The following is a 12,986-nucleotide window of genomic DNA, read 5'->3' on the forward strand; positions in this document are numbered from 1 at the left end:
TTCTCTTATTTTTAATTACTCACCATTACATTTACAACTGCGCCAGCTTCATTGACTTCAACAAATCCACTTACTTCATTCTCTATAAAAACGTCGTAATGGTAATCCTCATAAATTGGCGAAGATCCTAAAGCATATCCGTAAACATTATAAGAGGTGCTCGTTCCTGTTTGCACGGCAACGGTTTTTTGCCTGGCAAATGCAATCCAACTAATGATATAATATTTCCCAGGTTTCAGGTTTGTAAACTGAAAAGTACCTTTATCATCCAAAAATCTGCCTTCTATCCGATAAGTAAATGCAACAGGGCTCATTGTAGCCTGCTTTTTACGATTATTAAATTTTTTCTTTAACTCCAGAAACTCGGTGAAATAGGGTGTTACCGGGAATAGTAGGATCTGGCTTCCTTTAACTCCAAAATTATCTTTCCCCTTTTTCTTAAGTGTAGCGGTGCCTTCTATCGTAGCGCTTCCTCTTTCCATCAATCTTGCTGTCTCCGCTTCATTAAAAGGCGTAGTGGGAAGAACCCATTGAGGAGCTTTTTGTGCATAAGCAATGCTGCAACATAAAAAAAGCAACAAATTAATCGATAATATCTTTGGTAATGTTTTCATATTTTTATTGCTTCAATTTTTGTGCATTTAAAATTTAGTAGAACTTATGGCTTATTAATAACTTCGGATTCGTTTTTTGAGCTCAAAAGTTGTGCCATCAGTTGCGGTTAAGGTGATTTTAAGTTTCTTATAGTAGTTATAATCGCAAGCTAATCTCCCTAATCTATGGGAGGTTTTTTTTAGTGTCCTTCTTCGTTTCTATCGCTAACCGTTAACTCTGCCTACTTTTCGGTAGCTCCCCGATACCGCTTAAGAGGGTTTCATTTTGACGGTAAAAGCATAGGCTTATTGGCAAGGTAATTGTTTAAATAGCTGAAAATTTTCATCATCAAAGCAAACTATTGTAATTATTTTGATTGTTGTATTTGATTCAAGAAAATGATTTATCGCGTTAATCGATATTTGGGCAGCTAATTTCTTTGGGAACCTGTATATACCTGTGCTGATATTCGGAAAAGCAATTGTTGTACAGCTATTATCCACAGCCAGTTTAAGGGAGTTGAAGTAACAATTTGCCAGGAGGTTCTCTTCATTCTTTTGGCCGCCATTCCAAACAGGACCGACGGTGTGGATAACATATTTAGCGTGTAGTTTGCCAGCTGTGGTGATAACAGCTTCACCCGTTTTACAGCCCCCTTGTCTAGCTACTATCATTCGGCATTCTTCCAGAATAGCTGGACCACCTGCTCGGTGAATGGCACCATCTACACCGCCACCACCAAGTAAGGAGCTATTTGCAGCGTTTACGATTGCATCGACTTCAATCTTAGTGATATCTGCTTTAATAACGTTTATTATTTTGTTCATCGGGTATGGAATAATATTAGGGCATTTGCATAGCCGATGGCAATAATATTTTAAATTTAATAAATTTTACCCATTAAAGCTTCCCTTATCAGCTTAACACAAGTTATTGGTTTATTCTTTCGGACTCCATGACATCATCGTCAAATCATTCATTATCCAGACACTTACATCTTCATCCCCCTTTAATAAGTACATTAAATCGCTAAATTTTATACTTTCCTCTTCTGTTTCTAAATTCCAAACTTTTTCGAGTTCTATACTCCAAGTTTCAAAGTTTTTAGTCTTCATTTGTCGATCTTAGTTAGCTGTTTTAAGTAGAACACACCGTTTCTGGGCTTACAAAAGTTGGTTTTAGCAAAACCCGTCCCGATCTTATTTCGTTGAGTCCGCAGGCACGGTTGGCACAACCTTAATAAGCACTTTTCATATTTACCACTATTATTTACTCCTTATTAAAAGCCAAACCGTACCGGCTATTAAAAAAATGCCGGAAATAAAAATGGTTACCCTGAATGCTTTGCGTCCCAGCCAATAACCAAGGGGGTTTTTTACCGAATTGTAAGGTGGGTTGTACAATCAGTTCCAATTACCAATTGCCGACCACGTAAAGAAAATCCCCAGCACAAGCATAAAATATTCGAAGCCGTGCTTTTGGCCAGAAATGTACTGTTGTGCCTGTTCTAAATAATCCATTTGGTTTATTTATTTACGCTCCACGATTATCGTACCAATCGCTATTGCTGTTAATTCCCAATTCAAATTTTTCTTTATCGATATTTGCCGTTTGAACGATTTTTTGCAATGCATTTTCCTTGCTGTCAAAACTTATGGCACTCACTTTTGCATCTTTATCAATCCAAATGCTGGCTGTATAAATAATAAAGTTTGGATGCTCTTCATTCATTCTTTTGATAGCTTTTTCTAGCATTGCGTTTAGCTCTGTAATAATCGAAAATTACGCTAATTCTTTTTCCATTTTTATACAGGAAATAGTCACTGAACATTGCTTCAATAATTAAGTTATCTATGCTTTTGATTTTCTTACGAAATTCTTCTTTGAATTTTTTGGTTGTCATATCTTGTTCTGATTAGTTTGTCTGTATTAAGTACAACGTTTCGGGGCTTTGCGATGGTAGGACAATCGAAGCACAAAAGCTTGTTTTATTACTAATGTTCAATTAAAAGAACTGCTGTTCAGTTTGAGCTTCAGCCCGCCTGACGCAAAACCCTTGTTACCAGCAGTATTACTTTTCTGTAAGTCTGTTTAATAATTCTTGTTCTTTTTTTCCTAATGTTCGTATTTGTTCAGCACTTTTTAAACAATCAATTGCTTTGTTTATACTTGTCAATTTAGATTTTTCGGTTTTGTCGGATTTTGACTTTACAACAAGTTTATTAGCTTGTCCAATAAACTTTTGATAGTTTTTCCAATCTTTTTCGGTCAGATGTGCAAAAGGGTCAACTTTTGCTTGTTTTGGTTTTATATAATCCGATGCAAAATCAATTTCCTGCTGTGTTGCTATTTTGGAATTAAATTCTCTGAAATTTACGAACTCTGGCAAATTTTCTTCAAACCATTTTTTTGCCTTTTCAGTAAGATAAATATGTCCGGCACTTTTGCTAATAAAAATATCGTTACCTGTCCAAGAGTTTTCAATAATGAAGAGCTCATCTCTTCCAGACACGTTCTTTTGCTTTCTTCCAATTAAAGTTTCTTTATCTAATTTCAAACACCAGATTGCTTCCATTTTTTCGGCAATTTCAGCATTATGCTTTCTTGTGGAAATATAATTTTCCGGCTCGCCTCCAGCTGGATAAATCTTGGGCTTATCTGCCTCCAAATCCCAATTTTGCCAATCGATATCTACTATTTTTTTGAAAGTTGTATTGATGAATTGAATTCCTTTCAAATCAGATTTTTCTAATTTTTGCCTGGTACTTTCAGAAACTAAAATCATATCCCACTTTTTATAAATTGCAGGAACAAAAGGACCTGCACGTTCTATACATATGATTTCGTCATTATTTTCATCAGGGTATGCAAACCCTGTAAACAAGGTATTTCCATAATCGCCCCAGGGCATTTTTTTGTTTTCAAATGTGTAAAAGTTCATAGTTTCTTTGTCAGTCATTGGTTTGGAAATATTGCTGTTAACGTTTCAGGGCTTGGCGATGGCGGTCAATCGAAGCACAAATATTCAATTTTGTGCAAAAGTTCACGTGAATACCCGTCGCAGATAAACTTTACAAAAATGCGAAATCAAACTGGTTCATCCGGCTTGTGGTAATGCCTTGTTGGCAAAATTTTTTTTAATTGCCTTTGGTCGGTTGAACACCATTAGCATCAGCTTTGGAACTTTTTGCGAGATAGTTTAATATATCACGTTTAAAATTCTCTGTTACAAATATCTGTTGAATTGTATAGTTGAAATTTTTATCAATTCCTTTGGAAAAATTGCTGATAAATTTTTGTTTATGTTTCTTATCAAATGAGTCAAATATAAATGTCAATTTTGCTGAATTTTCGTCTAATGTTTCAATATTAATTTTCCATTTAAGTGTTCCCTCCTTAGAAAAAGACTCGTTAATAACTGGTTTTATTGGATGTTTAAGTGTCTCAGCACTAAATTCCCCTTTGAATAACATTAATAAGTTGGTCTCAAAAGATTTCTCTTTGATTGTTTTCTGATATTTATTCAAATTTGTTACGATTATAGCAGATTTGTAATTTTTGTTTTCGGTAAAATAAAGTGTGGTAATATTATTATTTTGAGTGATAGAATCTATTTTAGTTTCTGTCAGATCATAGTCAGTCAGATAATGATGGTTAAAATTATCAAAATATCTTACAATTTTTTTTACAGGAAATTGTATTGTTTCTGTTTGATTGTTATTGCGAATTTCCTGTCCGTACGAAAATGAACTTGAGAAAACCATTAGTAGAGCAATTGATGATTTAAAAATAAAATTTGAATTGTTTTTCATTTTTTTAGTGTTTGGATAAAATTTCTGCCAACGTTTTAGGCTTGCCGAAGGCGGGCAAATCGAAGTACAAATCTACAATTTTGTACAAAAGTTCAATTGAAAAACTACCGTTGAATTTTGCAATCGCGATATGAAATCCTTGTTAGCTACAATATTTTTAAATCTTTTGCTATTTCTATTCTCCAATTTTCTATATTTTCTGATTTTGAATTATAGTCATGAATGGGCAAATTTCTTAAATGAAATAAATCTGCTGATTTATCAAATCCAATTCTTGAACCTATAGAAATATATTTTTCCAAATCAATTTCATCGTCAAAATGGTCGTCAAAATAGTCAATCATTATGTCCATTAACATCAAGTCCACGCTATTTCCATAATCTTTGTAAACTTGGTCATTTTCAAGTTCAAATTCTATTATTTGTTCAATTTCGCTGTCAATAAGCAGAACAGTAAAACTTTCCCCACAATCAAAAATAGGAACAATACGTTTTCCATGTAGTATTTTATAATTCAATATAGTTGGCAAATAGAAGTATGCGCCGTCTACATTTTCAATTCGATATTTTAATTCTGGAATGTTTCCAATATTTTCTAAAAATACTTTTGATAGTCCAAAATTCAATAGTTCTTTTATACGTTCTTCTTTTGCAATAATTTCGGTCATAATATTGTAGCTAACGTTTCTGGGCTTTGCGTTCGGGCGGGGTACTTTTGTTGAATTACAAAAGTGTTTCTGTAGTCTTCAAAACCATAATCTCCAATACCTAAATTTCTACCTTCATAAGATAGCTCTAAGGTCTTATTTAGAGTTTCTAAGACAAATTTGTCATTTCCGTTTATTTCTTGATTCCCTTTATTTTTATTATTTAAAGCTTCAATGCAAAAGTTAATAAATTCTTCAAGTTCTTGTTTCATTCTCATTTTGGTTGTTATCACAAGCTGTCACCTAAGGTCTGTTTATTGGTTTTATACTGATAGCTAACGTTTCGGGCTTTGCGATGGCGGGCAAACCGAAGCCGAAACCTTCAACTAATATAAAAGATTGCACGATTTTAAATTTTCACATTTCTACCAACGCTATTAAAAATGAACAAACATTCACCTATATAAGCACTTTGATTTAAGATGTATTGGCAATTGTTCAAATGTAAAAATATTAATTTTTGCAGAGTAGACTATTTACAATTCGCCGAGGATCGTCTAAAATTCGTTAAAAAGAATGTGATTCAATTCGTTTGGATACCCCAGCGCCGATTATCTACCACTACATTGATCTATTAAATGAGCCCGATCCTGGCACAGATGATGGTGGTAGTATCGTTGAAATTAGCGGTGTAAAACTCGACCATCGTTTTGGCGGGATGGTTTCATTGAAATACTTTGGTAACTATGATGGAAGCGCTAATGATACCGTTAACAATGCAGTATCAGCTGCTGAGCGGTATCAGGCAAAAAGATATATCGTGCCCTACACGACAAACCCTATCAACCTACCTGTTTTGCCAACTCTTGATAATACCATGCGGTTGAGTTTTTAGAAGCATTTTTCATATCGGTCTTTGTATTTATCATAGATTTTTTAGACTCCTCCCTGATTATTATGCATTGTAAAAGGCCCGACCAATTTTGATCTAGCCCAAAAGCTATTGCCTAAAGTCACTATTACATTTTGCTTTCTTTTGGTTTCGCCTTTTATTTTTATGAATTTGCTTTATACATGTCAACAATAGCTGCATTTTTAGCTTATGGATTAACTTTCTTATGGTTGGCAATTGTGTGGTTTTTCCTACGACCCAGACAAATCAGAGAGCAGAACCAAAAGATATCAAAGATTATTGATTCTTTGGAAACAATTGAAAAGGATTTAGTGGAATAACTGTGTTTGACCTCTCCCAAAAAAGCTTTTTGGCAACTGCGGGATTTATATCAGTGTCGACATTACCCATTGATATCTATAAACATTCCATTAATATGTCCTTTATACGCATTCAGGGTTTGGCGACAGGAAGCGCGGAAAGTTTTTCAAAAATGAACCGTGCCATTGAGATAAATGACATTCATCCCATTATTGATAAGGTTTATAAAATTGAAAAGATCAAAGAAGCCTATAAAAGGATAGAAAATGGAGATATGGTAGGTAAAATCGTTATTTCTCTCTAATTAGCATTCTTGAATTTTATAAAGATTGTTTGGCGCTTCTTTTGTTTATGAAGGTGAAGTGGATGTATTTACGAATATCAGAGTCATTCTTCTTCTCATAAATTATCTATTGAAATTAAAGTGGCACCTTAAAATATTTTGTTACTTAATCTTTATTGATTTACTTCTCAACAATAGTGATAAGCTTAACCATCATCTCGATCACTTTTTCCTTGGTCAGAGGAATAACATTATTTACAATAGTGTAACCTTCCACAAAGGGAATAAGAAAACTTACGATCTCATTAGGCTTTTTACAAAATAAAGAGACCAGATCTATCAACCATAAGCAGTAGGTCTTATAATAGGTTTCTACAGCATTTTGCAGTTCCTTATTTCTGGATGCCAAAGTCCATATTTCCTGGAACATTAAAATTTGGTGGCTGGATCTGCCATCTATCAGTAACATACTCAATACCTTTTCCAAAAAAGCATCTTTATTCGACGTGGTGTCAGCTGTTAAAAGATTTATGGCTTTAGTAAGCTCTTTTTTGCAGCTTTCAAAATAAAATTCTACCGTGGCAATCAGCAGCAGGTCTTTATCTTTATAGTAATACTGGAGATTACTTAAAGATAAATTGGCATTTTTCGCTACTTTTCTCATAGAAAGATTTTCTGCTCCTTCTTTAGTAAGTATCGTTATGGTTGCTGATAAGATATGATGTAACCGCTCTTCTTTTTTGTCCATTCGGTAAATTTAAAAATAAAATATTAAAAGTTTGGATGTTTAGGTCAAATGACCTAGATTTGTGATAGGTCATTTGACCTAAATTAAATTTTTAAAATATTTTATATGGAATCACAGGAAAAACGAATTTTAATAGTAGGAGGTTATGGACAGGTTGGTAGTAACTTAGCACGTTTGATCAGAAAAGCAGATGGTGCCATTGAACTTATTCTTGCAGGAAGAAACCCTCAAAATGGGGAAGTGCTAGCAAAGGAATTAACCAATGCTGGAACCGCCTATGTCAATCTTGAAGAAGGTTTTGATTTATCTCAATTTGGGAAAATTCATCTTATTATATCCGCATTAGGTGACCACAGCAATATTTTAAGGGAAACTGCTATTTTGAATGGAATTGCCTGTATTACGGTAAGTGAATTGGCTGATCAGATCTCTCCTACGGCGTTTTTAAGCCTTCATAAAACGATTTCTGCCCCGATAGTATTTGCCGGGCACTGGCAGGCTGGATTATTGACGCTTGTTGTTAAGCAGTTAGCAGCTAAATTCAGCCGTATTATACGTATAGAAACCGTGGGATTATATGACGAGAAAGATCCCGTAGGACCATTGGTTACAAACGAGGTAACAGGTTTTGTAGGTCAGGCATTAATTCGTCACGAAGGGAAGTGGCTATCTGTTGAAGCAAAAAATAATGCAAGAGCGATCGACTTGTACAATCATTCCTCGACAGCGGGCTATCCGATGAGCACCTTGGATGTTCCCAGTATTGCTGCTTTTACAGGTGCTAGCAATGTCCGGTTTGATTTTGCTGTAGGAGAATCGATAGGTAGTAGCAAAGGTTTGGAAGCCTCACACGATTTGTACATTGAAATTGAAGGCGTTTTATTATCTGGTGAAAAGTCGAAACTTCGTACAATAGTTTCAGGGCCAAGAGGAAATTCTCATCTTACTGCTGTCGGCGTATATTTAATAACGGAAAATATATTGGGTCTGAACGGACGGTCTGCACAGAAAAAGGGAGGTCTCTATCTTCCTGAAACTATTGTATCAACGGACAACATTATCAATCGTTTAAAAGAATTCGGAATCGATACCTTTGAAGAGATCAATTAAAGTTTAATGTAAAAATCTATTCAATACAACTTTTTACTATGAAAAGATCATTGATCATTATCCTACTATTTCTTGCTACATTCAATGTTACCGCACAAACAAAAAATAGCAATATAAAACATCAGACAGAAATGAATAACACAACAATCCTACACACTGCCAATGAATTTGTATCAAAAGGCGATTATGAAAGTTTTTTAGCTTACTGTACTCCTGACACCAAATGGGTTTTTGTAGGCGAGCGTATCCTTAATGGGAAAGAAGACGTCCGTGCTTATATGAAAGAGTTCTATAAAGAACCACCGGTGTTCAGTGTCGAAAAAGCTATCGAAGATGGCGATTTTGTTATGGTGACGGGGGAAATCCGATTAAAAAATAAAGCCGGAAAATATGAACATTTTGATTATTGTGATATCTGGCGATTCGAAGATGGCAAAATAGCAGAACTAAAAGCATTCGTTATAGAGAAGAAACCTTAACGGATCATCAAATACATTAAAATTTGTAAGAAATACAAAATTTAATGTATTTTTTTATGGAGGATATACTTGAATTTATCAGACAACATTTTATAAAAATATCTATTTTGCTACTCTTCTACTATTAATGCCACAAATGTTATTCCGGAATGAAAATTATTAATAGCAGGTAAGATTTGAACAGCTAAAATCCAAAGTAGTATATCTAACTTTGATCCGAGGAGTGAGTAGGATGGATCTTCTCATCGCTTTCTTAAACGAGCTCTTTAGAGGTCGCAAGGTTATTGCTAACCTGTATTATAACAAAAATGAACATGTCGGGGATACAGAAGATATCGGTACTGTTATTTTTACTCATCTATTCGCCGGAAAGAAAAAGGAGGGAGCAGGAACACAAAAAAAGTTGAACATTATTGCAAATAAATACCTTACTAAAACGAATTATAAATCATGCCTCTCGAATATAAGATTGTCATTCGTTGTGATGAGAAAATACTTTAGATTTAAGTCGAATTTATTTTTTGACGATCAGAAAAATCATGCTGTTTCAATAAAAAAGATTGAAGACAATAGCACCAGAACTTTAAAGTTAGTAGAACAGTAAAAATGAAACAAATTATTATACTTGTCATCCTGTTTTTTCTTGGTATTTCAGCCTACGGGCAAGATTTGAAAAAACTTGATGATAGCTATTTTTTGGATTTAGAGAAATTTGAAAAAGGTTTTGGTATTTTGGAAATAAAAGTAAATACAGAAAATCTTGAAAAGGAGGTGGTTACACTCGAAAAAGGAGCCTATTTTTTGGAGAATAGAAATCAGAAGTTTTGCTTTACAATAAACGAGAAACATGAATTTACCGAAACCGCCAAAGCCCAAATAACCAAAGGAAAGAAATTATACACTTTGTATTTTACTTTTGAAAATGGGCAGGCAATTGAAACAGATCTAAAGGATACTTCAGGACATCTTATCAGCCGTTTTGAAACAAAAGACTCCGCTTTTGTAGTCAAACATTTTCGTCGAACGGGGAAATTAGACAAAAAAATCGTTTTAAAAATTGGGGGAGGTATCTCTGATGCTGTTGAGACAACCTACTATGAGAATGGGAATGTAAAATCGGAAAACGACCATATAAATAAAACGACAAGATTATTTTATGAAAATGGGAAAGCAGAATATTTTTATCATTCCGGTACAGAAGAAAAAATTTATTTTAATGAAAATGGACAGAAAACAACACATAGCTACCACTCCAAAGATAAGGCATGGTGTACTGAACATTTTGAGAATGGAACTATTGTAAGCAAAAATTGCAATAGCGCAGATCATTCACGAAAGGTGCAATATTACTACAAAAATGGGCAACTAGATTATTACGAGGTCGAGCTGTTTTCAACTGGTGAAATAAAAAAATATGATAACAACGACAAGTTAGTAGAAAGCAGAAAAGCGACGTATCCTAACATGGCACCCAACTCAAAAAAAACTGAATAATTTTCTTAAAATGAACTATAGTGCCAAAGCCAAATTATTTTTTTTAGCGTAAAAAAGGAAATAGCCAACATCTTATCGGCAATAGGCAACTCACAGCTTTGGAGCAGGATTTATCCCTTTTTAGAATAGAGGTAAGGCCTGCTCTTATCAGTTTGCTTGCGTTCTGCTTTTGGTATTATTTTTTTCTCCAATATTTCCTGGCCGACATATTTCTTGAGCATAATACTGAGACGCCCAGGACTGATTACAATTTGATGCATTGTTTCGAAATCAGCCGACATTTGTTCAACGGTACGTGCTACTGAAAAGTATTCGGTGGCATAGATCATTTGAGCCAGAAAATCTCGCTCATGCTTAAGTACCGCATTAACACCTTTTTTAAGTAGTTTCTTGCTTATGATGTCTCGCTGCTGCTTACGTAAAGGTGAAGATTCCTTTTTGAACAGGCTCAATTCCTCGAGATTTTTACAGTCAATAGAAAGCACTTTCTGGGGATCGAAAAAATCTGAAAGAGCGATTTTGAATGGCGAACAAAGACGAGCGAAACTATCGAGTGAAATAGATAAAGATGCTTTGGAAATGCTTCTTAGGGTCGAATAAGACACCCCAGTAAAGATGGCCAACCGATCCAATGACAATTCTGTCAAAGCGCAGATTTCTAATATCCTTTTTGATACAAGATTTGCTAAATCAACGTCAATCAATTTTCCCATTCCATTTTTTTTCGCCGGTTCTATATTAATCATAACATGTTAAAGATATAGCTTCTTCCTTCGAAGGAAGAAGCTATATTCTAATATCTTATTTATCCTGGATACAGCGTACATTGTAGCCTACCGGCTTGTCTGCTGCGCTGATAGATCCCAGAGTAAAGGGAGCGGCTCTAAGTGAAAAATAGTTACTAAAATTACTATTAGTAGGGGATTGTGTAGATGTTGCGTAATATCCCGCACGTCCTCTATATGATAAGGAACCGCTGTTTAGCTCGCGCCTTCCCGAAGCGGGAAATATTAAGTTAATATCACCGCTTTTTTTGCTGGTGAAAGTAATGGCAGCATCATATCCGGGCATATTAGCAAGGGTCGAAACATCGCCCCAGGTACCTGATTGTGTCGATAGTGAAAGGCTAGTTAGCTTATCATATTCTGACCTTGTTGGTAATCTTGCTCCAGAGGAACACGGATCATTGGCGGCGACTTTTGTAGGATTAGCCTCAGTTCCACTGTTCCATGAATTTGCCGGTAGATAAACATTGTTATTCCATCCCGCGATAGCGCCGTCCCCACTGGTAATTGCATTTGCCACAACAGCTTGTTGTCCCCATTGGTAAAAATTACCGTGTAGAGCCTGTGTTGACGGGCCGTTTAAATTCCCGGAGGCTGGGTTCAGCACATTGGCCCCTAGGTTATAACGGTCCCAGCGGTAACCGCCGATTACGGCATACAGTGCATCGGATGCATTAGCAGTTCTGGTTTCATTTGCAGCATTAACATAACGGTCGCTGTTAAAGCGCAATTTTAACGTATACGAATATCCTGGTTTCATCCCCTGGCCCGCATTTGAGAAAGTAAAATAAGCATCACTGGTATTTACATCATGACCAATTTTTATACTCCCTGCGTTTATAACAATACTAAGTTGAAAATTTGTCAGCCCTTGTGTATTAACTATCACAGTTCTTCCTGTTGTTGTTAAATTTGGCAACGGATAGTAATTTGGCGGATTTGGGTTGCCCGTACCAGGGATCACCTGTCCAGTACTCATGTTTATGATGGGTGCGTTTACAGATCCTTGGGTATAATCAATGCTTCCGTTCACAGGCACTTCAGAAACATAACCTCCTTTTTGATATCCGGCCTGACCAAAAGTTCCAACTGCATCGCTATCATCCACCTGAATTGTTACCTGAGTAAACATGTGTTGAAGAGGGGTGGTTAAGGGTGTGGGTACACCGCCACCAAGAATTGTCACATCTTTTTCCACAGCATACATATAATCCCCGCTGGTTTCCGTAAAAGTTGGGAAATTTAAAGTAAAACCTGTCTCGGGATCACTTGTTGGATACATATTTTTATCTGTGGGAACAGCTGGAGGATCGTCTGTTGTCGAGCCTAGCGAAAAAATATAAAAATTATATTTATGCCCTACTTGCAGTTTATCTCCAAAAAACACTTGGTTTGGATCTGAGGCATCACCCACAGCCTGGTCAACATACGTACCGTCTGTTTCAAAAGCGACAATCCTATATTTTACAGCCCCGCGCAAAGAAAGCAATTTAGTGGCGGCCTTTGTACTGGATGCTTTGAGTACTGAGCCTGTAGATGTATTTTCAGTAAGTTCTGCCGTGATTGTAAATGGTCCTGACTGAACTTCCTTTGTCACATTGAATGCTTTTGTTGCTTTACCGTTTGTTGAAGCTTTTGTCGCTGTCCCAAGGTCACCACTAAATTCGGATTCGGTTAAAGAGAATTTTACTCCGCCTTGGCCTGCTTCAATGGTATTATCATCTTTTCCTTTATTACACGAGACCGCCAAAAGTAAGAGTAGAACTAGGGATAATGTCAGCTTTGCAATTGGATATATTGTTTTCTTTTTCATCTTAAAGG

The 12,986-nt window shown here is 35.6% G+C and carries 16 protein-coding genes; 5 read left to right on the forward strand and 11 right to left on the reverse strand.

Annotated features, from left to right (window positions below; translation table 11 throughout):
- Nucleotides 1-11 precede the first annotated feature (11 nt).
- The 8 genes from LC454_RS13195 to LC454_RS13230 all read right to left on the reverse strand — a co-directional run bounded on the left by LC454_RS13195 (nt 12) and on the right by LC454_RS13230 (nt 5,325).
- Nucleotides 12-614 (reverse strand): carboxypeptidase-like regulatory domain-containing protein, encoded by a 603-nt coding sequence (locus LC454_RS13195; protein WP_223582955.1) that lies wholly within the window; start codon nt 612-614, stop codon nt 12-14.
- A gap of 285 nt (nt 615-899) precedes the next feature.
- Nucleotides 900-1,421: an O-acetyl-ADP-ribose deacetylase gene (locus LC454_RS13200; protein ID WP_223582956.1), complete on the reverse strand. Its 522-nt coding sequence runs from the start codon at nt 1,419-1,421 to the stop codon at nt 900-902.
- A gap of 111 nt (nt 1,422-1,532) precedes the next feature.
- Nucleotides 1,533-1,709: a hypothetical protein gene (locus LC454_RS13205; RefSeq protein ID WP_223582957.1), complete on the reverse strand. Its 177-nt coding sequence runs from the start codon at nt 1,707-1,709 to the stop codon at nt 1,533-1,535.
- Nucleotides 1,710-2,127: 418 nt separating this feature from the next.
- A complete protein-coding gene (locus LC454_RS13210; protein WP_223582958.1) occupies nt 2,128-2,349 on the reverse strand; it encodes a hypothetical protein in 222 nt (73 codons plus the stop codon).
- Nucleotides 2,350-2,665: 316 nt separating this feature from the next.
- Nucleotides 2,666-3,553 (reverse strand): hypothetical protein, encoded by an 888-nt coding sequence (locus LC454_RS13215; protein ID WP_223582959.1) that lies wholly within the window; start codon nt 3,551-3,553, stop codon nt 2,666-2,668.
- A 178-nt stretch (nt 3,554-3,731) separates the two neighbouring features.
- Complete coding sequence (locus LC454_RS13220) at nt 3,732-4,406, reverse strand: hypothetical protein (RefSeq protein WP_223582960.1); 675 nt, start codon at nt 4,404-4,406, stop codon at nt 3,732-3,734.
- Between the two features lie 146 nt (nt 4,407-4,552).
- Complete coding sequence (locus LC454_RS13225; RefSeq protein WP_223582961.1) at nt 4,553-5,074, reverse strand: hypothetical protein; 522 nt, start codon at nt 5,072-5,074, stop codon at nt 4,553-4,555.
- A complete protein-coding gene (locus LC454_RS13230) occupies nt 5,071-5,325 on the reverse strand; it encodes a hypothetical protein (protein WP_223582962.1) in 255 nt (84 codons plus the stop codon). Before LC454_RS13230 ends, LC454_RS13225 begins: the two co-directional genes overlap by 4 nt.
- Nucleotides 5,326-5,645: 320 nt before the next feature.
- Here LC454_RS13230 and LC454_RS13235 point away from each other — a divergent pair, with 320 nt between their 5' ends.
- Nucleotides 5,646-5,948 (forward strand): hypothetical protein, encoded by a 303-nt coding sequence (locus LC454_RS13235; RefSeq protein ID WP_223582963.1) that lies wholly within the window; start codon nt 5,646-5,648, stop codon nt 5,946-5,948.
- Nucleotides 5,949-6,381: 433 nt separating this feature from the next.
- Nucleotides 6,382-6,570, forward strand: coding sequence for a zinc-binding dehydrogenase (locus LC454_RS13240; RefSeq protein WP_223582964.1), 189 nt, complete (start codon nt 6,382-6,384; stop codon nt 6,568-6,570).
- A gap of 160 nt (nt 6,571-6,730) precedes the next feature.
- On the opposite strand, the gene LC454_RS13245 is transcribed toward LC454_RS13240, so the two are convergent.
- Nucleotides 6,731-7,297 (reverse strand): TetR/AcrR family transcriptional regulator, encoded by a 567-nt coding sequence (locus LC454_RS13245; protein ID WP_223582965.1) that lies wholly within the window; start codon nt 7,295-7,297, stop codon nt 6,731-6,733.
- Nucleotides 7,298-7,402: 105 nt separating this feature from the next.
- On the opposite strand from LC454_RS13245, the gene LC454_RS13250 reads away from it, so the two are divergent.
- The 3 genes from LC454_RS13250 to LC454_RS13260 all read left to right on the forward strand — a co-directional run bounded on the left by LC454_RS13250 (nt 7,403) and on the right by LC454_RS13260 (nt 10,380).
- On the forward strand, nt 7,403-8,407 hold the full coding sequence (locus tag LC454_RS13250) for a hypothetical protein (protein WP_223582966.1): 1,005 nt from the start codon (nt 7,403-7,405) through the stop codon (nt 8,405-8,407).
- Nucleotides 8,408-8,445: 38 nt separating this feature from the next.
- Nucleotides 8,446-8,886: a nuclear transport factor 2 family protein gene (locus LC454_RS13255; RefSeq protein WP_223582967.1), complete on the forward strand. Its 441-nt coding sequence runs from the start codon at nt 8,446-8,448 to the stop codon at nt 8,884-8,886.
- Between the two features lie 606 nt (nt 8,887-9,492).
- Nucleotides 9,493-10,380 (forward strand): hypothetical protein, encoded by an 888-nt coding sequence (locus tag LC454_RS13260; protein ID WP_223582968.1) that lies wholly within the window; start codon nt 9,493-9,495, stop codon nt 10,378-10,380.
- A 110-nt stretch (nt 10,381-10,490) separates the two neighbouring features.
- Here the strand turns inward: LC454_RS13260 and LC454_RS13265 are convergent, their stop codons facing one another.
- Together LC454_RS13265 and LC454_RS13270 are read right to left on the reverse strand one after the other, a co-directional pair.
- Nucleotides 10,491-11,126 carry a hypothetical protein gene (locus LC454_RS13265; protein ID WP_223582969.1) on the reverse strand — a complete coding sequence of 212 codons (636 nt, stop codon included), beginning with the start codon at nt 11,124-11,126 and terminating at the stop codon, nt 10,491-10,493.
- Nucleotides 11,127-11,181: 55 nt separating this feature from the next.
- On the reverse strand, nt 11,182-12,978 hold the full coding sequence (locus LC454_RS13270; protein ID WP_223582970.1) for a hypothetical protein: 1,797 nt from the start codon (nt 12,976-12,978) through the stop codon (nt 11,182-11,184).
- Between the last annotated feature and the right edge of the window lie 8 nt (nt 12,979-12,986).

The organism is Sphingobacterium sp. GVS05A (assembly GCF_019969845.1).
In the GTDB taxonomy this organism is placed as follows: domain Bacteria; phylum Bacteroidota; class Bacteroidia; order Sphingobacteriales; family Sphingobacteriaceae; genus Sphingobacterium.

What these genes read in the sequence shown, in the direction of transcription:
- LC454_RS13195 (WP_223582955.1), bottom strand. Translation starts at nt 614, where the DNA reads ATGAAAACATTACCAAAGATATTATCGATTAATTTGTTGCTTTTTTTA.
- LC454_RS13200 (WP_223582956.1), bottom strand. Translation starts at nt 1,421, where the DNA reads ATGAACAAAATAATAAACGTTATTAAAGCAGATATCACTAAGATTGAA.
- LC454_RS13205 (WP_223582957.1), bottom strand. Translation starts at nt 1,709, where the DNA reads ATGAAGACTAAAAACTTTGAAACTTGGAGTATAGAACTCGAAAAAGTT.
- LC454_RS13210 (WP_223582958.1), bottom strand. Translation starts at nt 2,349, where the DNA reads ATGCTAGAAAAAGCTATCAAAAGAATGAATGAAGAGCATCCAAACTTT.
- LC454_RS13215 (WP_223582959.1), bottom strand. Translation starts at nt 3,553, where the DNA reads ATGACTGACAAAGAAACTATGAACTTTTACACATTTGAAAACAAAAAA.
- LC454_RS13220 (WP_223582960.1), bottom strand. Translation starts at nt 4,406, where the DNA reads ATGAAAAACAATTCAAATTTTATTTTTAAATCATCAATTGCTCTACTA.
- LC454_RS13225 (WP_223582961.1), bottom strand. Translation starts at nt 5,074, where the DNA reads ATGACCGAAATTATTGCAAAAGAAGAACGTATAAAAGAACTATTGAAT.
- LC454_RS13230 (WP_223582962.1), bottom strand. Translation starts at nt 5,325, where the DNA reads ATGAAACAAGAACTTGAAGAATTTATTAACTTTTGCATTGAAGCTTTA.
- LC454_RS13240 (WP_223582964.1), top strand. Translation starts at nt 6,382, where the DNA reads ATGTCCTTTATACGCATTCAGGGTTTGGCGACAGGAAGCGCGGAAAGT.
- LC454_RS13245 (WP_223582965.1), bottom strand. Translation starts at nt 7,297, where the DNA reads ATGGACAAAAAAGAAGAGCGGTTACATCATATCTTATCAGCAACCATA.
- LC454_RS13250 (WP_223582966.1), top strand. Translation starts at nt 7,403, where the DNA reads ATGGAATCACAGGAAAAACGAATTTTAATAGTAGGAGGTTATGGACAG.
- LC454_RS13255 (WP_223582967.1), top strand. Translation starts at nt 8,446, where the DNA reads ATGAAAAGATCATTGATCATTATCCTACTATTTCTTGCTACATTCAAT.
- LC454_RS13260 (WP_223582968.1), top strand. Translation starts at nt 9,493, where the DNA reads ATGAAACAAATTATTATACTTGTCATCCTGTTTTTTCTTGGTATTTCA.
- LC454_RS13265 (WP_223582969.1), bottom strand. Translation starts at nt 11,126, where the DNA reads ATGATTAATATAGAACCGGCGAAAAAAAATGGAATGGGAAAATTGATT.
- LC454_RS13270 (WP_223582970.1), bottom strand. Translation starts at nt 12,978, where the DNA reads ATGAAAAAGAAAACAATATATCCAATTGCAAAGCTGACATTATCCCTA.